The 18,525-nt window shown below is 44.2% G+C and carries 21 protein-coding genes; 12 read left to right on the top strand and 9 right to left on the bottom strand.

Annotation, left to right across the window (positions count from 1 at the left end; translation table 11 throughout):
• Positions 1-4: 4 nt before the first annotated feature.
• From PP178_RS11870 to PP178_RS11880, 3 genes are all read right to left on the bottom strand, one after another.
• Positions 5-403 (bottom strand): hypothetical protein, encoded by a 399-nt coding sequence (locus PP178_RS11870; RefSeq protein ID WP_272594565.1) that lies wholly within the window; start codon positions 401-403, stop codon positions 5-7.
• 85 nt (positions 404-488) lie between these two features.
• Positions 489-1,253, bottom strand: a complete 765-nt coding sequence (locus PP178_RS11875; protein ID WP_272594567.1) for a hypothetical protein — start codon at positions 1,251-1,253, stop codon at positions 489-491.
• Between the two features lie 30 nt (positions 1,254-1,283).
• Positions 1,284-1,814, bottom strand: a complete 531-nt coding sequence (locus PP178_RS11880) for an ester cyclase (protein ID WP_272594568.1) — start codon at positions 1,812-1,814, stop codon at positions 1,284-1,286.
• Between the two features lie 198 nt (positions 1,815-2,012).
• On the opposite strand from PP178_RS11880, the gene PP178_RS11885 reads away from it, so the two are divergent.
• Positions 2,013-3,974, top strand: coding sequence for a tetratricopeptide repeat protein (locus PP178_RS11885; RefSeq protein ID WP_272594569.1), 1,962 nt, complete (start codon positions 2,013-2,015; stop codon positions 3,972-3,974).
• Between the two features lie 2 nt (positions 3,975-3,976).
• Positions 3,977-4,711 carry a LytTR family transcriptional regulator DNA-binding domain-containing protein gene (locus PP178_RS11890; RefSeq protein WP_272594570.1) on the top strand — a complete coding sequence of 245 codons (735 nt, stop codon included), beginning with the start codon at positions 3,977-3,979 and terminating at the stop codon, positions 4,709-4,711.
• A gap of 7 nt (positions 4,712-4,718) precedes the next feature.
• Here PP178_RS11890 and PP178_RS11895 read toward each other — a convergent pair whose 3' ends face one another.
• A complete protein-coding gene (locus tag PP178_RS11895; protein WP_272594571.1) occupies positions 4,719-5,333 on the bottom strand; it encodes an FMN-binding negative transcriptional regulator in 615 nt (204 codons plus the stop codon).
• 297 nt (positions 5,334-5,630) lie between these two features.
• Between PP178_RS11895 and PP178_RS11900 the strand changes: the two genes are divergently transcribed.
• The 5 genes from PP178_RS11900 to PP178_RS11920 all read left to right on the top strand — a co-directional run bounded on the left by PP178_RS11900 (position 5,631) and on the right by PP178_RS11920 (position 8,844).
• On the top strand, positions 5,631-6,965 hold the full coding sequence (locus PP178_RS11900; protein ID WP_272594572.1) for a 2TM domain-containing protein: 1,335 nt from the start codon (positions 5,631-5,633) through the stop codon (positions 6,963-6,965).
• A gap of 121 nt (positions 6,966-7,086) precedes the next feature.
• Entirely contained in the window at positions 7,087-7,368 is a 282-nt protein-coding gene (locus tag PP178_RS11905; RefSeq protein ID WP_272594573.1) for a 2TM domain-containing protein, read from the top strand.
• A 68-nt stretch (positions 7,369-7,436) separates the two neighbouring features.
• A complete protein-coding gene (locus PP178_RS11910; protein ID WP_272594574.1) occupies positions 7,437-7,739 on the top strand; it encodes a 2TM domain-containing protein in 303 nt (100 codons plus the stop codon).
• Between the two features lie 20 nt (positions 7,740-7,759).
• Positions 7,760-8,077, top strand: coding sequence for a 2TM domain-containing protein (locus PP178_RS11915; RefSeq protein ID WP_272594575.1), 318 nt, complete (start codon positions 7,760-7,762; stop codon positions 8,075-8,077).
• 11 nt (positions 8,078-8,088) lie between these two features.
• Complete coding sequence (locus PP178_RS11920) at positions 8,089-8,844, top strand: LytR/AlgR family response regulator transcription factor (RefSeq protein WP_272594576.1); 756 nt, start codon at positions 8,089-8,091, stop codon at positions 8,842-8,844.
• Between the two features lie 93 nt (positions 8,845-8,937).
• Here the strand turns inward: PP178_RS11920 and PP178_RS11925 are convergent, their stop codons facing one another.
• Positions 8,938-10,122 carry an LETM1-related biofilm-associated protein gene (locus PP178_RS11925; protein ID WP_272594577.1) on the bottom strand — a complete coding sequence of 395 codons (1,185 nt, stop codon included), beginning with the start codon at positions 10,120-10,122 and terminating at the stop codon, positions 8,938-8,940.
• 168 nt (positions 10,123-10,290) lie between these two features.
• Between PP178_RS11925 and PP178_RS11930 the strand changes: the two genes are divergently transcribed.
• From PP178_RS11930 to PP178_RS11940, 3 genes are all read left to right on the top strand, one after another.
• The gene (locus PP178_RS11930) at positions 10,291-10,977 is read left to right on the top strand and encodes a DUF4331 family protein (RefSeq protein ID WP_272594578.1); all 687 of its coding nucleotides are present in this window, start codon (positions 10,291-10,293) and stop codon (positions 10,975-10,977) included.
• A gap of 24 nt (positions 10,978-11,001) precedes the next feature.
• Positions 11,002-11,739 carry a DUF4331 family protein gene (locus PP178_RS11935; RefSeq protein ID WP_272594579.1) on the top strand — a complete coding sequence of 246 codons (738 nt, stop codon included), beginning with the start codon at positions 11,002-11,004 and terminating at the stop codon, positions 11,737-11,739.
• A 156-nt stretch (positions 11,740-11,895) separates the two neighbouring features.
• Positions 11,896-13,176: a tetratricopeptide repeat protein gene (locus PP178_RS11940; RefSeq protein ID WP_272594580.1), complete on the top strand. Its 1,281-nt coding sequence runs from the start codon at positions 11,896-11,898 to the stop codon at positions 13,174-13,176.
• A 433-nt stretch (positions 13,177-13,609) separates the two neighbouring features.
• On the opposite strand, the gene PP178_RS11945 is transcribed toward PP178_RS11940, so the two are convergent.
• The gene (locus PP178_RS11945) at positions 13,610-14,398 is read right to left on the bottom strand and encodes a DUF547 domain-containing protein (RefSeq protein WP_272594581.1); all 789 of its coding nucleotides are present in this window, start codon (positions 14,396-14,398) and stop codon (positions 13,610-13,612) included.
• Positions 14,399-14,547: 149 nt separating this feature from the next.
• Here PP178_RS11945 and PP178_RS11950 point away from each other — a divergent pair, with 149 nt between their 5' ends.
• Together PP178_RS11950 and PP178_RS11955 are read left to right on the top strand one after the other, a co-directional pair.
• On the top strand, positions 14,548-15,276 hold the full coding sequence (locus PP178_RS11950; protein WP_272594582.1) for a glycosyltransferase: 729 nt from the start codon (positions 14,548-14,550) through the stop codon (positions 15,274-15,276).
• Entirely contained in the window at positions 15,269-16,327 is a 1,059-nt protein-coding gene (locus PP178_RS11955; protein ID WP_272594583.1) for a VOC family protein, read from the top strand. Before PP178_RS11950 ends, PP178_RS11955 begins: the two co-directional genes overlap by 8 nt.
• Here the strand turns inward: PP178_RS11955 and PP178_RS11960 are convergent, their stop codons facing one another.
• The 3 genes from PP178_RS11960 to PP178_RS11970 form a co-directional block, all read right to left on the bottom strand.
• Positions 16,328-17,131, bottom strand: a complete 804-nt coding sequence (locus PP178_RS11960) for an anti-sigma factor (RefSeq protein WP_272594584.1) — start codon at positions 17,129-17,131, stop codon at positions 16,328-16,330.
• Entirely contained in the window at positions 17,122-17,664 is a 543-nt protein-coding gene (locus PP178_RS11965) for an RNA polymerase sigma factor (protein WP_272594585.1), read from the bottom strand. Before PP178_RS11965 ends, PP178_RS11960 begins: the two co-directional genes overlap by 10 nt.
• Before the next feature lie 69 nt (positions 17,665-17,733).
• The gene (locus PP178_RS11970; protein WP_272594586.1) at positions 17,734-18,315 is read right to left on the bottom strand and encodes a superoxide dismutase family protein; all 582 of its coding nucleotides are present in this window, start codon (positions 18,313-18,315) and stop codon (positions 17,734-17,736) included.
• Between the last annotated feature and the right edge of the window lie 210 nt (positions 18,316-18,525).

The raw sequence follows: 18,525 nt of genomic DNA on the forward strand, positions 1-18,525 counted from the left end.
GTTGTTAGTTTTTAGGTTTGTGCATTTTATCTTTACAGGTTTTTAGTTCCACCAGGATGAGTTCCATGGGTTCACTGCCGTTATTCTGCGGTAAATGGGTGGACTCCGGCGTGAACATCGCAGTACCCGCCTTATTCCGGTCTTCGATCATACTGCCATCCGGCAGGGTCATTAAGCCGTTAGATTCTGTCAGCATAATTGCTACGGCATCCGGGTGGTGATGCATGACCGATTTCTCACCGGGCCCGTACTGTATCCTCAGTACCCGGACCTGCTCGTTCTCAAATTCTACCTTGTAGTGTTCAGGGTCTGCTTTAACGGCGTCCTGGGCCTGTAGACCTGTGGCCCAAAATCCGATGAAGACCAGGCTTAAGCAGGCGAGCATTATTTTCACTGTTTTCATGATCTTGTATTTCTTTTTAAATGAAAGTTGGATGGAATAAGGACTTCTTAAAAGAATTTTCAAGAAGTCCTGTTATTATATGAAATCACTGTTTTGGACTGTATGCCAGGTCTGGACGCATGCTTCCGCTTATGACTTCCATACCGCTCATATACTGGGTCATCTCGTCAAACAAAGGTTTGGCTTCCTCTCCCAGCAGGGTACGATTGGCTACGGCCTGCTGTTCATAGCTGAGGGCATCCTTGGCCGCGATGGCTACCAGGAAGAAATCCTGTGGGGCTCCAAAGCCACTCCTGTAAACCCTGTAGCTGACTTTAGATCCTTTATCGGCGTATAGCTTCTTGATCTTTTTAAAGTGCTCGGCCAGTTTGCTGCGATTGGCCGGGGTGGTATAAACATAGTAGAACTTACGGTAGTCCTGGCCTTCAGGGGTCTGGGTAAAACCTTCCGGCATATATGAGAGCTTTTTATCCATATGAATTACATAATCAAAATGCTTGTCATAGTAGTCGTTCATCTCGCTAAAAAGACTGCCCATTTTGTCTGATCCCATTTTTTCTGCCAATGAAGCAAATACGGGCCGATCCAGGGAGGCCATGTTGTCTATGGGACCCACATAGAGATATCGGTAATCATCGGTCTGTGCCGTGATCCACTGCTCGTCCTGTATATTATGAGCTTTAAGTTCAGTAACCAGCTTTTTATTAACATTTTCATACTTGTTGACCATAGCTGGTTTTACGTGGTCCTCGTGGACCCAGAAACTCTGGTAGTCTGCATCCGACTGCCCCTGTAATAATGCTGCGGGTAACAATAGGAAGGCTAATAAAATTTTTAATGATGTTCTCATGATCCTGAATGTTTAGTTAATATTTGTTTGTTAGTCTAATATGGGAGGTATCAGTGTATACCCCAGTTGTTGTAAGAGTTCTAACTCGTTGTAATAGACCTGTTCTTCGGCCATTTTTCCATTGGAATCAAACAATATCCAGGATATTCCGGATACCTTGATCTTCTTACCGGTTGCTGCCGTTTCACCGAACATCCCGGTATTAGTGCCTTCTGCGTTCCATTCTACAACTCTATCCCGGCCCGAACCGTTAACACCGCTTACTGTGATTTTAAGATCCGGGAATCCCCTAAAGAAGACCTTCATATGAGATTGCATCTCTTTGGGATTAGAGGTTACGCATACCCCATTCATACGCCTATTAAAAGCCGGGCTTGCCAGTTCATCCAGTACCAAGGTGTTCCTGAGGTTCCACCCATGATTAACATAGGCGTATATGACCTCCTGAATGATGCTATCCTGCTGTTGCTCTGTTCCAAGTCTTTGCTGGGTGTTTTCGCCCAAGCCGCAGGAATACAGGAGACATCCAATCCAAATTGTTAAACCTTTGGATAATTTCATCTTAGAGCTGTTCAATAAAAACGTTTTGAGCCTTCCTGCGGCTCTAAGCAATAGGAATATTTTATTCCTCCGAAACGCTAATGGACGAATCGTATCTTATTCTGTCCGAAGGGATTAAAAAAGTTATCGGGGCAGGGCTTCATTAAGATATTTCGTATATTTATTATCCTCATTTCCCCCGGTGAGCAATCAACCGAAATGAGAACACTTACTGTCAGCCGATTCGTTTTAGTGCTCCTTTGCCTGTTCATAGGCTTTTTAGGGACTGCACAACTCGTGGATCCCGAGAGAAATCCGGTGTACCGCAGGGTTTTTCATGACACTGATAATTTTGGACCATCTTACCTGGAAATCCTCGAAACTTCCCTTCCGCTGGTAACCGTAGATTCTACCCGTAATATTATCCTTTATGACTTGGCATACTACTGGCACAGCAGGAACCTCAAAAAATCCTTACACTTTGCCGAACAGGGGATCAATAGTTCCATTGCACAAAAAGACTGGGCATGGAAAGCCAGGTTCCAAGGGGTAGCAGGTGCTGTCTTATTGCGTATGGAGGCACTGGATGAGGCAATGATCATGCTGAGAGAAGCCGCAAAAATCCTTCCCCTGTCCGAAAAACCTTTTCTCTATACCCAGATGGGTTATGTGTACGAGCGGAAGGGTAAGCTGGACCTGGCTACGGATTACGCTTTAAAATCACTGGAACTGGGAATCCAGCTCCAGGATGATCATGCTATGGCAATCGCCTATAGCGACCTCAGCAATATATTCTGGAAACAGCAAAAATATGAACAGGCATTGCGTTACGGCCTGGAATCGATCAGGATATTTGAACTCCGTGGTCTGCAAGACCTGGATTATGATTTTACCCTGTATGTGGTAGGTAATTGTTACCTGGCCCTGGGGGATCGTGAACAAGCCGAGAAGTATTACGAACATGCCATTGCCATCGGTGAGCGTTATGGTTTCTACAATAACCTGAGCGATGTTTACATTTCTATGGTTGATCTCCACTCTTTTACCAATAATTATCAGAAGGCCGAACGCTTCGGATTGAAGGCGTTGGAGTTTGCAAACCTTCTTGATAACAACTTCATGGTGATGCGTTGTTACCTGGCTATAGGGAAAATGCAGAACTTACAGGGTAAATTTATTTCTGCCATAGAAAACCTGGAAAAGTGCATCGAAGTAGCTACCATAGATTTTCACGATTCCTATTACCTGGCGCAGGCTTACGAAGCGTTGGGCAGGTCCTATGCCGGGAACCACCAGTACCGCGAAGCGTATTCTGCTATGGAGATGTATGACCAGTTTAAAAATGAAGTTTTTACGGCGGAGGCAGACAACCGTACCTCTGTACTGCAAACGGAATATAAACTGGCCGAAAAGGAGACCACCATACAGGAACAGGAAGGCAGGCTACGTAGGCAGCAGGCCAGGCAAACCCTGATCATTATAGTTGCATTATTGATGTTCTTATTGTTGCTACTGCTCTACAAGGCGGTTAAGAACAATAGCCGGAAGAATCGCCTCCTTTTACAACAGAACCGGGAAAAGGAATTTTTGCTCAAAGAAATTCACCACCGAGTCAAGAACAACCTGGAGATCATCTCCAGCCTGCTCTCCCTGCAATCGGCAAAAATAGACGATCCTAAGATCGCCGAAGCTATGGATAAAAGTCAGCAGAGGGTTCACAGCATGAGTATGATTCACCAGAAGCTCTACAAGGGAAAAAGCCTGTCGTCTATAGAGATGAAAGATTATTTTGAAAATCTCGGCGAGCATATTGTAAATACCCACGGTGCACAGGACAGGGTAGAGGTGAGATGCGAGATGAATCCTCTTGAACTCCATATAGACCTTGCGATACCTATCGGGTTGATCGTAAATGAATTACTGACCAATTCTCTGAAGTATGCTTTCCCGGGTAAACGCCCCGGGATTATCGTAGTGGCCTTGAGTAAAGCAGACGATATCGTTTACCTCGAGTTATCGGATAATGGTATTGGGAAAAGTGCCGAAGCCCGGAATGAAGGAACCGGTTTCGGAACTCAGCTGATCGAACTGCTCACCCGTCAACTGGATGGAAAGATGCAACTGAACCAAAGACCCGGAACTTCCTTTACATTCGAATTCAACCCACCAAAAGCAGCCTAATCATGAAAGAAAAAACAAGAGTACTGATCGTAGAAGATGATATGATCATCGCCGCCAACATTTCACTTCAATTAAGCCGCCTGGGGTACGAGATCACCGGGATTGAATCCAGGGGAGAAGAGGCTGTAATCCACGCAAGGCGTAATACCCCGGATATCATCTTGATGGATATTCATCTCAAGGGAGAATTGGATGGCATAGAAACTACTAAAATGATACAGGAAGAACAAGACATCCCGATTATCTACCTGACGGCAAATAATGATGAGCTGACTTTTAACAGGGCCCGCGCTACCCATCCGCAGGCATTTGTATCCAAACCTTTCGGTAAACTCAATTTAGAACGAACAGTAGCCTTAGTGGCAGAACAATTGAAAGACCGAAAATTGCCCGACCATATTATTACCGGCGGACTTCGTTTTCTCGAAGACCGGATCTTCATCCGGCATCATGGCAGGATGGTCAAGATCATGTTAGAAGATATACTGTATATTGAAGCAGAGCGGAATTACAGTAACATTATCACGGATAACGGGCGCTTCCTGGTGGTCAGCACCCTCAAGACTATCGAAAGAGAATTGCCTTCCTCGTATTTCCTGAGAGTACATCGTTCTTACGTAGTAAACATATCTAAATTGGATGTGCTGGCTGAAGGGCATCTTGAGATCTCGCGCAAAGTGATCCCGGTGAGCCGATCGTACAGGGAGTCACTGGTAGGAAGGCTACATACTATCTGATTGTAGTTTATTCTTCGGATTGTCTCCGGATAAGTCCGGCCATAGTGCATTGATTTGCACTTCCGCGCCGCTCAAGTTCCCTGCTGATTTCCGGATGGTCTTCTTGCCTCGTCTGGGAGAGTTTATACGCGGCCTGGATGTCGTCAATGCTTACCTTAAACCCTACAATCCCCCTTACTTGTCTCATCGTTTCGACGGATAACTCGGACATCACTATGGGACGGTCAGAATCCTTCTCGTATTTATCGATCAACTTTTCAAGGCTCAGTAACAGTTCTTGCTCCGTAAGTCTTTTAATCCGACCATATACGTGAACAGCGATATAATTCCAGGTCGGTACTTCCTCCTCTTTATACCAGGAGGAAGAGATGTAAGCATGCGGTCCGTTAAAGATGCAAAGTACTTCCTGCTCTTCTGAAAAAGCCTGCCATTGGGGATTGGCTTTGGCAACATGGCCCAGTAGCCATTCCTTTCCTTCAGCATCTGTATGCAGTTCTAATGGGATATGGGTGGCCCATGGCTTACCCTCTAGCTGGTTTACAAGTATCCCGAAGGCATTGTCCCTTATAAATTGCCTGACTTCCTCCAGGTTTTCATTTTTATAATGAGCAGGTATATACATAAAAGGTTTGATCAATTTATTTGCTTCGTATCAAAGCTAACGGATAATGCCCAATATTTTAAAAAGTAATGGAAATTCGATCGTTTTGATTTTCATTGCTGCTACGGAATCTGTGACGCCAGTTCAGCAGCAGTAATTGACAGCTGGGTAATTAGTTATTTCACATTTATACCCACCTAGCCATCTTTGTCAACAAGCGAGGTGATGTACTTCATAGATGGGTGATTGCCATGCGGCTTTTTGCTACCTTTAATTGGCCATAAACCGACTTAAGATCAAAAAACATGAAACTCAGATATGGATTCTATTGGTAAAATGTTCAGAGCGGGACTGTTGATAGGTTTCCTGATCACCCTGATCTTCATGGGTATTGAACTGGTCATGGGAAGATCTATTGAATTGAATGACCGGTTCTGGACCGGGGTGGGCTATAACTTCCTGTATTCAGTGGTCCTTACCTTTATCAACGGTTCTTTCTTCCAGTACCTGAATCACCGTGTTAGCTGGGGTAATTACAAACGATTTCGACTGTGGATCGGGATCTTTGGCAGCATTCTGCTGACCATGCTGGGTATTTTCCTCATCAGGGTATTTGTAGAGGTGACCATTGGAGGAGAATCCTGGAACCAGTTTATCGCTACCGAGAAAAGAATCCATTACCTCATCGCCCTGATCATTGCCTTGGTCGCCTCCATGATCTTCCATGCCTTCTATTTTTATAAGCATTGGCAGGAGAGTAAAGTAAAAGAACAAAAGATCATCGCGGGTACAGCCTCGGCTAAATTTGATGCTTTAAAAAATCAACTGGACCCACACTTCCTATTTAACAGTCTTAATGTTCTGACCAGCCTGATTGAAGAAGACCCTAAAATGGCTCAGAATTTCACCACTTCACTATCAAAGGTTTATCGTTACGTACTTGAACAAAAACATAAGGATGTGGTCAGCTTGGGTGAAGAGCTGCAGTTTGCGAAAACCTACGTGTCACTGCTGAAAATGAGATTCGAGGATAGTATCGTTTTCGAGATTCCGGAAAAGGCGGAGAACCCTGATGCAAAGTTGGTGCCCTTATCTTTACAGTTGTTACTGGAAAATGCTGTAAAGCACAACGTGGTGACGGCATCCAGGCCCCTTTTGATCAAGGTGTATGAAGAGAACGGGGTTTTGGTTATCTCCAATAACCTGCAACCTAAACAGGTGGTGAAGAAAAGCAGCGGGGTAGGCCTGCACAATATCCGGCAACGATACGAAATCCTGAGTTCCAGGAAAATGGAGATCGACCAAACCCACGACAGTTTTATCGTTAAACTGCCGCTGCTCACCCGGAAAGTGACGGAAGCATTATCCCAGGAAACTTATATAGAGAGTAAACGGTATTTAAAAGCCAAGGAGCGTGTGGAGGCTATTAAAGGCTTCTACGGCAATCTTACGGCTTATTGCATCGTGATCCCATTCCTGGTGTTTATCAACCTTAAAACCACCTCGGGAATCCCCTGGTCGCTGTTTTCGGCAGTGGGATGGGGGATAGGTTTGTTATTCCATGCCTCTGAAGCTTTTGGCAAAGGCCTGGTGCTTGGTAAAAAATGGGAGGAACGAAAAATACAAGAGTTTATGAAAAAGGATAACCGCTAATCACCTTTCCCGTTGGTGGTATTTACAATTCATCGCTGCAATTTGACACTTGGGGTATTTCCTTTTCCTGTAGGGCTTAGAACAGCTGATATTTGACATATCAATTAAAATCATCAACCTCATGAAAACTGAAAATTTTGACAAGCCATACCAGCGGGCAAACCGGAAAGTAAAGCGGATCAAAGATTTTTATATGAGCTTACTGGCTTACTGTATCGTGATCCCTCTCCTGGCATATATCAACTGGCAGACAACAAGTATAATCTGGGCAGTATTCCCGGCTGTTGGTTGGGGTATTGGCCTGGTATTCCTTGGCATGTGCGCCTTTGATCTTCACCCTTTTCTCGGCAAGAACTGGGAAGAAAGAAAACTGCGTGAATTCATGAATCAAGATAATTCCTAATATTTCAAGGAGCAGTTAATCAATACTGTCATATCATTACATTCAATCATTACTTTAAACATTAGATCATGGAAGATTTTAGCAAAGAAAACAAGTACCTGCGGGCAAAAGAGCGGGTAGAGCAACTGCGAAAGTTTTACAACAACCTCACCTCTTATATCCTGGTCATCTCCTTCCTGGCTATCATCAATTACTGGAGCAACCAGTGGAGTTATATGTGGTTCCTGTGGGCTGCTTTTGGTTGGGGTATTGGTGTACTATTCCATGCGATCGGGGTATTCCGTCTTAACCCTTTCTTCGGGCCGGGTTGGGAAGAGCGTAAGATCAGGGAATTCATGGAAGAAGACAGGCGGGAAAGTCGCTGGGAATAAGACAAACAAATTTTAAGAATATGGAAAACAAGGATCACGAGAAGTATCTCAAGGCAAAAAAGAAGGTAGATGAACTAAAAGGGTTTTATATTCATCTGATTGTCTACCTGGGGGTTAATATTTTTATTTTGGTAAATATCTTTTTAGAAGTGCAACGAACCGGTGAGAGCTTCTGGCAGCCCGGTCATTTCTTCACCCTGTTTTTCTGGGGGATTGGCCTGCTTTTTCATGCCGCCTATACCTTCAGTATCAATCCTTTCTTCGGGAAGGACTGGGAAAAAAAGCAGATCGACAAATATATGGAGCAGGAAAAGGAGGAATCTAAGAAATATCAATAGCCAACTTTGTTATGAACGTAATTATCATCGAAGATGAAAAGCCGGCTGCCCGACGGTTGTCCCGAATGTTAGGGGAACTGCATATACAGCCTACAGCCATGTTACACTCCGTGGAGGAAGCGGTTAATTGGTTCAATGCAAATACACACCCGGACCTGATCTTCCTGGACATACAGCTGTCTGATGGATTGTGTTTCGAAATCTTTGAGCTGGTGACGGTAAAAAGTGCGATCATCTTTACAACGGCTTATGACGAATACGCCTTGCAAGCTTTTAAGCTGAACAGCATTGATTACCTGCTTAAACCTATAGACGAAGTGGAGCTGAAACAGGCAGTAGCTAAGTACGAAGGGATGCGCCCGGGCACCGGGCAGTTGGAGGTACACTTTGAAGACATCCGGAAGCTTTTGGTGAACCCCTTGGAGCGAGAGTATAAAAAACGTTTTGTGGCCAGGGTAGGACAGCATCTCAAGATATTGAATGCCGATGAAATTGAATGTTTTTACAGTGAGAATAAAGGGACATATGCGGCTACCATGGAAGGGCGGAACTACTTGCTGGATACAACCCTCGAGCTACTGGAAAAAGAACTGCAGCCAGAAAGTTTTTTTAGGGTCAGTCGTAAATTCTATGTCAATGTAAAGCATATAAAAGATATCATTTCATACACCAATTCGCGGCTGCAGATCAAGTTAAATCGCTTTAATGAGCAAGAAGTGATCGTTAGCCGGGAGCGCGTAAAGGACTTTAAGCTTTGGTTAGAATAAGTAAGTGTAATTAACTGATATACAATTAATAAAATATAATAAAAACTAGGTATAAGTTTTCTTTATAGTGGCTTTTTGGCCACTTTTTCCTATTTAATCCACCCGGTTTTCATCAAAGGCGGATGGGAGAAGTTTTGGGATGAGCTTGATAAAGATCGGGAGCAGGACTGCACCACCGGGAAGGATAAAAATTGCGAGTGAGGGAATGCTTTTAAAGATGTCTATTAGTTGGTTTTGTACTTTCTTTTTTTCTTCCGGACTCAGGTCTTTGACCGTTGCTTTGGATAAGAGGTACACCAGCTCCTTACTCTCTGAAAGTTCTTTCTGCAATCGTTTGCTGTTTCTCAGGATTAGTTTGTTCACCACCTTAGACATGCTGTCATAAAATTGTCCTGCCAGATGCTGATCTTTTAGCTGTGGAATCTTTTTCAGGTGCTGGTTAAAGAATCGCGTAACATCAACCAGTGATTTTACGATTTGGTCTTCTTCCACACCCAGGTCCCTTCCTGCCTTATAGATGAATTCGGACTCTATATATTCCAAGGTGTGATCTTCCCAAACGGTCAGACATGCCACATCGAGGAAATATTGGTTTTCTTCCGGGTGAAACTGGGCTACCAGCCTTTCGCGGTAAGAGGCGTCGTATTGTTCTTTGTCGCTTTCAATAAAGGAAAGAGAGGTCGCAAAAAGTTGTTCTAACTTCTTATTCTTTTTCTTCTTTTCCTTTGCGGTAAAGGCGTGGTAGGTAAGGTTGATGGTAATATACTCCAGGTCCTGGGCATGTTGCCTTATATCCGTGGCATTTTCCAGGTATCGGCGAAAGGTAAGCACGTCAATCACCAAAAGTGAGTTCGTGATAACTCGGTTAAACGTTTTGCTGATCATATTGTCCTCCAGGTACACCCTGGAGTCTACCAGTTTCTCCAATTGCGAGGAAGTTTTCTTGCCTGTCAGGATCTTATTCAGGAAAGAGATGCTGGCCACATCCAGCTTCTGGTAAAAATTAAAAATACAATCCAGGAAGGCATTGAAAGGTTCATCCGGGTGTTTAAACCGGTAGGTGAAATATAAAGAGGTCAGCAGGTTAACCTTAGCCTTCTCATCTTCAGAAAGCTTGTGTTCCGGTTTTATGAAATCCGGGATACCGATGTTAAATCCGTAGATAAACCCGGTCTTCTTCAGTTTTTCGTAAAGCGTAGGAAAATCCGCGTAACCGGGTGGTCGCTCTTTGACTAAGTGTCCAAACTTATCGATCCAGCCTGATGCTGAAGGATTCATAGCGTTGAGAATTAGGAACCAAAGAAACGCAAAATTCGGATAAGCACACTTACCACCAAATTAATCTTCAGAATCACTTAACAAGAATTTAACACTTAAAAGCAAACCCTCCAATAAAAGGAGCGTAGGTAAGGGTGTTACTAATCTTTAAATTCTAAAAAACATAACATGAAAAAATCAAAACTTTTATTGGGTTTGGCTGCGCTGGCAGTGACAGGAGCTGTCCTGGTAGCGGCAGACCATCTAGACGCACCAAGTAGTGGGGGTACCACTGCAGACATTGCGGATTTTTTTGCATTTGAACCAGAAACGGGTTCTGCAAACACCACCTTCGTGGTAGATCTGCAATCTAATGTATTGCCAGATTTGGCTTATGGTACTTTTGATGAGGATATCCTTACGGAGATCAACATCGATACCGATGGTGACCTTGTCGAGGACCTGGTAATTCAGGCAATCCCCAGGGATGGACGTATGTACTTCTTTTATGGTGAGGCAGCAGACCTGGGACTTAACAGTGAGGTGTTGGTGAACGCCCCGCTTGGAGACGTTGCTATTTCTGCAGAGACCGCAACTGTAGTGACTACGGATAGTGGTGCTCGTATCTTCGCAGGACCGAGACAAGATCCATTTTTCTTCGACTTCTTCCAGTTTAACGCTGTGATCAACCCGGACCCGGAATCGGCTCCCCTCGGATTTCTTCCTCCATCAGAGGCTGAAAACACCTTTGCAGGCGCTAATACTATGTCTATAGTGGTAGAAATGCCGAACGCTATGCTGGGAACTACTACAGCGCTTAACGCTTTTAATATCCCTGTGTACAACACTTGGGTAACGACAAACAGAAAACAATAATAAACCTTAGAAAAAAACAGAAAAATGAGACTTCATAATATAAAATATATCTTTTTGTCTGGTATGCTGCTATTCGCATTGGCTGCCTGTAATAATGATGATGACGCGATGGAACCGGAGCAAATAGCCATGCCTACTTGCGATGACGGAATCATGAACGGCGATGAAACCGGTGTTGACTGTGGTGGTACTTGTGCACCTTGCGGTGATGGGGAGGCCATGGAGCCCGACTTTACCGGAACCTATGCCCAGGTAGATCATATGGGACGTCCGGGGATCAACACGGTTTTAAGCGCTGATATGGAAGGAATGCCAAGCGTTAAGGATGCTTTTAACGTAACCGTACCATCAGCGATGGTCGCTGAATTCCAGGCCGGTTTCGAGGCTAGGTTGGAGCAGTACCACGATGTATACGCGGTTAAGTTAGGACTGGATCCTGCTGACGTTAATTACCAGAATAATATCCTGAACTTGGATGCTACAACCTTGACTACCGTACTTGCTGCGGATGTATTGCAGGTAGCCCCGGATGAGGTGACCACCTACTATAACGGTACTGTCGGACTTACTGGTCGTACACTGACTGATGATGTTATTGATATCTCCCTGATACTATTGTTCGGAGGAGAGACCGGTGACCGTTTCAGCGGACAGGATACCGATAACGATGGGATGGCCGACCTTCCGAGGCTGACCTCTGATGGAGTAAGCTTAACAGCAACCATAGATGCAGAGTTCCCATACGTGAGTAATCCACAATAAGAACTAATTGTTGCTTGGCCCCAAAAGGGGCCTGGGCAGCATTTAAGTGCCCCCGTTTTACATGATGGGATCAGAATTGCTAGTTAAAGAAAGTAAGTCGGGGCTGTCACCACGGCCCTGCACTTATTTTATCAATACCTCTAAAATTCAACAACAATGAAAAATTTACTATTAACCACATTCGTAATACTTCTACTCGCTTCCTGTACTTCGCGAAAGGAGGATACTATTACCAATCCCCAGGATTACAATGCATACTTGGCTGCTGAACCGGCAAAAACTACTTCCAAGTATTTTGAACTCTGGAATTCTAAGATCAAAGCTGACAGTACGCAGTTGATGAGTTTTGGCATCGTTGCACAGCAATACGATAAATATTTTAAAGAAACAGGAGATATCACCTATCTCAAGAAAGCCGAGCAGGCTCTGGATAAAGCAGTAGCCATAGCGCATGTCGGTAAGTCTGGTTATTACCGGGCGTTGTCACGAAACTATATATCGCAACACCGTTTTAAGGAAGCATTACTATTTGCTGAAAAAGCGAGGGAAGAAGGTAGTGGCGTTAATGAATCCCAGTCCTTGCTATTTGATGTGCATATGGAGTTGGGTAATTACGACCGTGCCGAATCTTACCTGGACAGTATTAAAAATATGTCAGATTATGGGTACCTGATCCGCCTGGCTAAGTGGAATGATTATAAAGGTGACCTGGATACCACCATCCGCTTAATGGAGCAGGCCGCTGATAAAGCCGAAGCTTCTAAAAATACAACACTGATGGAATGGTCCTATACCAACCTGGCGGACTATTACGGTCATGCCGGCCGGATATCGGACTCTTACCAATATTACTTGAAATCCTTACAGTTAAACCCAAAGAGCAATTACGCCAAGAAGGGAATAGCCTGGATCGTCTTTTCCCACGAAAAGAATGCAGAAGAGGCGATGAGGATCATGGATTCCGTTACCAGATATCACCAGTCGCCGGACTATTACCTGCTAAAGTCAGAGATCGCCGATTTTATGGGGGACCGACAAAAACAATTGAGAAATCTTGAAAAATATATGGCCCTGGTAAGTAATGATGCTTATGGTGAGATGTATAATACCTACAACATTAAAGTTTACCTGGAAGAGACTGACGAAGTAGACGCAGCCATGAATATCGCCATGAGGGAAGTGAGGAACAGGCCAACCCCAGAAACATACAGCTTACTGGCCTATGCCTACCTGAAAGCAGGGAAGGAGAGAATGGCACAGAATATCGTGGATAACCATATTAAAGGAAAGACCTTTGAGCCGGAAATATTACTGCAGAGTGCAGAGATTTACCGGGCTAACGGGCAGGAAGAAGAAGTAAATATGTTAAAAGAGGAGCTTTTAGGTGCCTTATATGAATTAGGCCCCGGAAGCGAACAGACCATAAATAAATTATAAGGATAAAGGTAGCCCTGATTGGGGTTTCCGACGATTGAGGTTTGTTGTTTTTTAGATAAGCGCCGGAACAGGGATGTTCCGGCGCTTTCACTTTAACGAGTATTTAACCTTTTTTTAGGCTTTCATAGATGAAATGCCTAATTTTTACGTTTAAATACATAGTAGGGCTGTGTGATTCACCCGCCGAAAAGCGGATCATATGCTCTAATATTTTGATTATAAAAGAATTAACCCCCAAGTCAACGTGTATGGCGTATTTATTATTCTTTATCTGGTCAGCTGCAATGTGTTTTGTGATCTACAAAATATGGGCAGCACACAAAGCATTACAAAACTCCCTTAAAAAACATGAGCCTATAGCTTGATTTTACTCTCCCAGACGTTAGGATTAAAATTTGAAGCCCGTGGTGTAAACCGCGGGCTTAAAATGGTTCTACAACTTGATGAAATTATCGAGATCTAAGGTCCAGTCGTAGTTTTTATACTCCAGTTCTACGTCCCTTGTCATAGGAATAAGGTTGTAATTTGCAAGGATCTCTTTTACACCTTTGTTACATCCAAAATCACCCTTAAACCATTTAAAGAGGGTAGTAACTTCTGCTGTTTTGGTTTCCTCCTGGTAGGTTGTGGTACGGTCCAGGTAACGCGCGGTACTCTTATCCAGTTGCGCATCCAACCTGCCGGGTTGGTATATGGCCACAGGCGGGCAATCTTTTGCACCACAATTTAACGCAAAATGTATCCGCCAATCCCTGTCTTCTACCCGAAGTTTTCTTTCAAATTTATCCGGGAACCATTTCCGGATATACCCCAGTCCATATTCCCATTGAGATTTCCTGATAATCCCGTGCTCTATTTTGGCAAAGGAAAGCATCCTGCCTGCTATGGGGATTTGTTCCTCTGCGAAGAAACTTCTCCTGTCGTCGTACAATTCCGGGTTGTCAGAAAGGATTACCTGAATGTACCCATTGTATATATTGATCCAAAAGGCAAGTTTTTGGGAGTCTGTCTGCAGGCCACTCTCTAAGGCCTCAAGGCTGGTATTTTCCAGCACTTTTCTAATTTCACCGGTATCCTGCCCTGCTTTTATCTGCTGTAAAAATGTCTCAGACAATTGATTGAAATCAACTTGTTTGTTATTTCTAACCTGGGTGGATGTAACATTCGGAATCAGGAGAAACCCTGCGAGGATTATTGCGTATTTAATAGAGAATAGATTCATCGGTATTGAGTTTTGTGGTATATTATCGCATACGAAAACCCGTATGTACTGCTTTGGTCGTGATGCGATTCAATTCGTTACTTTTAAAATAAAAATAGGTGTAATTCTCCGGGCGGCACTTCGTCTTATTGAAAATTCTTTGGTTTCCTATGATCAGCATAATAATACCCGCCCATAACGAGAATGCCAACTTGGATGAACTTTTGCCATATCTTGAGCATCTAAATGCGCCGAGCGGTTTAATGGAGGTCATCGTGGCTTTATCTGCAACTTCAGCTCCGTATCCCCGGGAAACCCATTTAAAAGGCCATTTCAAGATTATTCGCTGTGCCGGTAACGGAAGGGCCCTGCAGATGAATGAAGGTGCTGAAAATGCCGAGGGAGAAGTATTAGCCTTCCTGCATGCCGACGTCCGTCCACCTTTGGAGTTCCTCCATAATATAAAGGAAGCCTTGGATAATGAATACGATGCAGGATTTTTCTCTTATAGATTTAATTCGGAAAATAAACTTCTTAAAGTGAACGCGAGCTTTACGGGGAAGGATGGATTTTTTACCGGGGGTGGAGATCAATGTCTTTTTATTCGTAAAGAGCGTTTTAAAGAACTGGGTAGATTTGATCCTGAACAGGTATTGATGGAAGATTTTGAGTTTTTTAAGAGAATGAAGCAAAGAGGGGTGGCCTATACCATCATCAAAAATGACCTGCTGGTCTCTGCCCGGAAATATGAACAGAATTCCTACCTGAAGATCAACCTTACTAATTTGATCCTGGTGGTATTGTTCCGCCTTGGCACCCCGGCACGCCGACTGAAAGGCATACACGACTTTATGCTGAAAACAAATTATCTTAAACCAATACAGGCCTCGAATGAATAAGATCATTAATGGGATTCAGCAAATAGGAATTGGCGTTGCCGATGCAAAAGAAGTTTTTAACTGGTACCGGGTACACCTGGGTTTCGATATCCTGGTATTTGAGGACGAAGCGACTGCAGACCTTATGGTCGCCTATACCGGGGGTAAACCTGTTGCTCGTTTTGCCATGCTTTCCCTGAATATGAGTGGGGGTGGCGGGCTGGAGATCTGGCAGGCAAAGAATAAAGAACCACGGGCAGGTTCATTTCCGGTACAATTAGGAGATCTCGGCATAAATGTCATGAAGATAAGATCAAGGGCTATCCACAGGGCACACGCTCGTTTGAAATTATTAAATCTCCAGCTGCTTACTGATGTGGTCCGCACCCCAGAAGGCCGGTTTCATTTCTATTTCCGGGATCCCTGGGAGAATATTGTAGAGGTAGTATCCGATACCTATGTGTATTCTGATCGGGACAAAATTTCCGGGGGAGTGCTTGGCGTAGTTACCGGGGTAAAAGATATGGACCTTTCCCTCAGGTTTTACCGGGAAGTATTGGGTTATGATACGATGGTTTATGACCTCGAAGGTGCATTCCCAGGGTTTTCCGGGCTACCCGGGGCTGCCCACCGCTTCAGGAGAGTACTCTTGCGGCATTCTCAAAAAGCTGTCGGGGGTTTTGGTGAGCTGTTCGGGCCTTCAGAAATAGAATTGTTGCAAGTGCTGGACAGGGAGCCATTAAAGGTGTACCGGGATCGCCACTGGGGAGACCTGGGGTATATCCACCTCTGCTTTGATATTTCGGGAATGCAGCAACTCAGTGAGGATTGCAGTCAATTGGGATATCCATTTACCGTAGACAGCCGTGAGAGTTTTGATATGGGCGAAGCATCAGGACATTTTGGTTACGTAGAAGACCCTGACGGGACACTGATCGAATTTGTGGAAACACACCGGGTCCCGATCTTCAAACCCTTAGGCCTGTCCATTAATCTTAAAAAAAGAGATCCCGGGCGTCCCCTTCCAAAATGGATGGTTAACGCCCTGAAGCTCAGAAAAATTTCATCCTGATCAGGAGGCGGCTACCGCTCCCAGGGTATACAATTGTTCTAAAGTTGGTGTTTCACTACCACCAGCTGGTTCCAGGGTGATACCAAAGGCTTCAGATTCGTTTGCATTCTCGAGAATGAATACCTTGTTATCATCCGTTGCAAATGAATCGAGCAGACCTATACTGGTCGGTGTTAGTGGGGACAATTTTAAGGACCAGACCTGGTATACCATTCCCGATGGAGGTTCCGGTAGTCCCTGGGCATCTATATACACCTGTTGGGTGTCTTTCTTCCAATACGCCCTTGCATATGCATCAGGGGCCACTTTCTGCCCGCTTAGCGGCACTATGGTGACATCCTTATCCCTGAGTGAATTAAATAGTTCTTGTGTTTGGGTTAAGGAATACCGAGCCTCTTCGATCTGGTTCTCCAGTTGCTGAACTTCGTCAACCGTGGTCTGCATATCTGTACGCAACTCCTGGTTTTGATTATAGACCCACCACAGGCCCACTAAAAGTACAGCGGCAGCTGCCCAACCGGAATAAGCAAACCAGTTTTTTCGCGGCTGCTTGAGTTTTACAACCCCTTTCTTATCATTGCCATCTATTTTCAACCAGAGTTCATCCAGCTTACTTTTTTCACTCAGTCCCGGGGAAGCTGCTTTACTCAGGGCCAATACGCTGGCTTCTATGGCCCTGATCTCCCGTTCAATTTCAGGGTGCGACTTGGCGTACTCAGATACCTCTTTATTCTCGGCCTCTGTAAGCAGGCCGGCAACATAGAGTTCCAGTATCCCGGACGAAATATATTTTTCTATATCCATTCCAAATCAATATTATCTCTCAATTGAGAGATGCAGTTCCTATTCCTTGTCTTTACGGTGCCTAAAGGTATTTTTAGTTCTTCGGAGGCATCTTTCTGGGTGTACCCCTTAAAATAGAGTAGCTCTATAAGCTCAATGCATTTCTCCTTCAATCCCTTGACTAATTTTTTTAATCCTTTTGTATCCGGGGCGTCTTCTTCCTCCGAATCAGGCCTTTCCAGGATACCTACGAAGTAATCAGCCGAAAGGTTCTTTTTTAAGTTCTTATAGTTCCTGGAACGTAGTTCATCGATAGCGGTATTGCGGGCTATATTCAGGATCCAGGTGAAAAACCGTCCTTTAGTGGAGTTGTAACTATCCGCATTATTCCAGATCTTAATGAAGACATCCTGTGCAAGTTCTTCAGCTAATTCCTTATCGCGGACAATAGTGTGTATGACACCGTGTATATTGATATGGTACATTTCGTACAGTTTCTCAAAAGCCTTTCGGTCTTTTTCCTGGAAACGCTGTACCAGCAGGTCTAATTCCATCAGCAAATTTTCACTAAATATATAAAAAAAGCTGCCCAAAAGGCAGCTTTAATAATTCGTAAATGCGATTTATTGTATAATTCCCGTACAACTTACACGAGCTCCCGCAGCTCCGCTGGGCTGGGAGGTAAAGTCATCGGTTCCCTGGTGAACAATTACAGCTTTCCCCATCAGGTTTTTGGTTTCATCCTCGCAACCAAGGCACCACATATCCGTTGAAAATTCTACTGTGGCATTTCCATCTGCATCCGCAGTGAAATTCCCTATATCGCCTCTGTGGAAACCTTCTTCGGCTCCCCATTTCCCGTGAGGCTCTGCAGTGGGGTTCCAGTGTCCCCCGGCAGAGGAACCATCGGCAGCAGAACAATCTGCGTTTTCATGGATGTGTATAGCGTGCTCTCCCTCGGAAAGACCACTCAGGTTTGCGGTCATCATGACCTTCCCGTCTTCTTCCCGAAAGGTGACATCCCCTTTTACATCGCTGTCACTCTTTGGTTCCATAGTGAATTTAACCACTTTAACTTCTTTGATCACTTCTTCTTTTTTCACTTCCATATCCTCGGAAGCAGCCTCATTTTCTTTTTTGGCTTCTTTACATTGATAGGTTAAGAACAGGAACAGGCCTGCTATCAGTACTCTTAGTGTTTTCATTTTTTCAGGTTTTGTTAGAAATTTAAAGTTACACTTTTTAAGAGGCGTTGTCAAACAAACCAATGATTGTTTTTATGAATACCGAACACTGCTAAATCCTAATCTATGGATGTATTCGATTGAATAAAATTGGTTGCTTATCTGAAAAAATTGGTATCATCTTCGGGGGGCGAAAAGCGTATCTTTAAGGCTTCTACAAAAATGGTAATA

The organism is Zeaxanthinibacter sp. PT1 (genome assembly GCF_028464225.1).
GTDB lineage: Bacteria > Bacteroidota > Bacteroidia > Flavobacteriales > Flavobacteriaceae > Zeaxanthinibacter.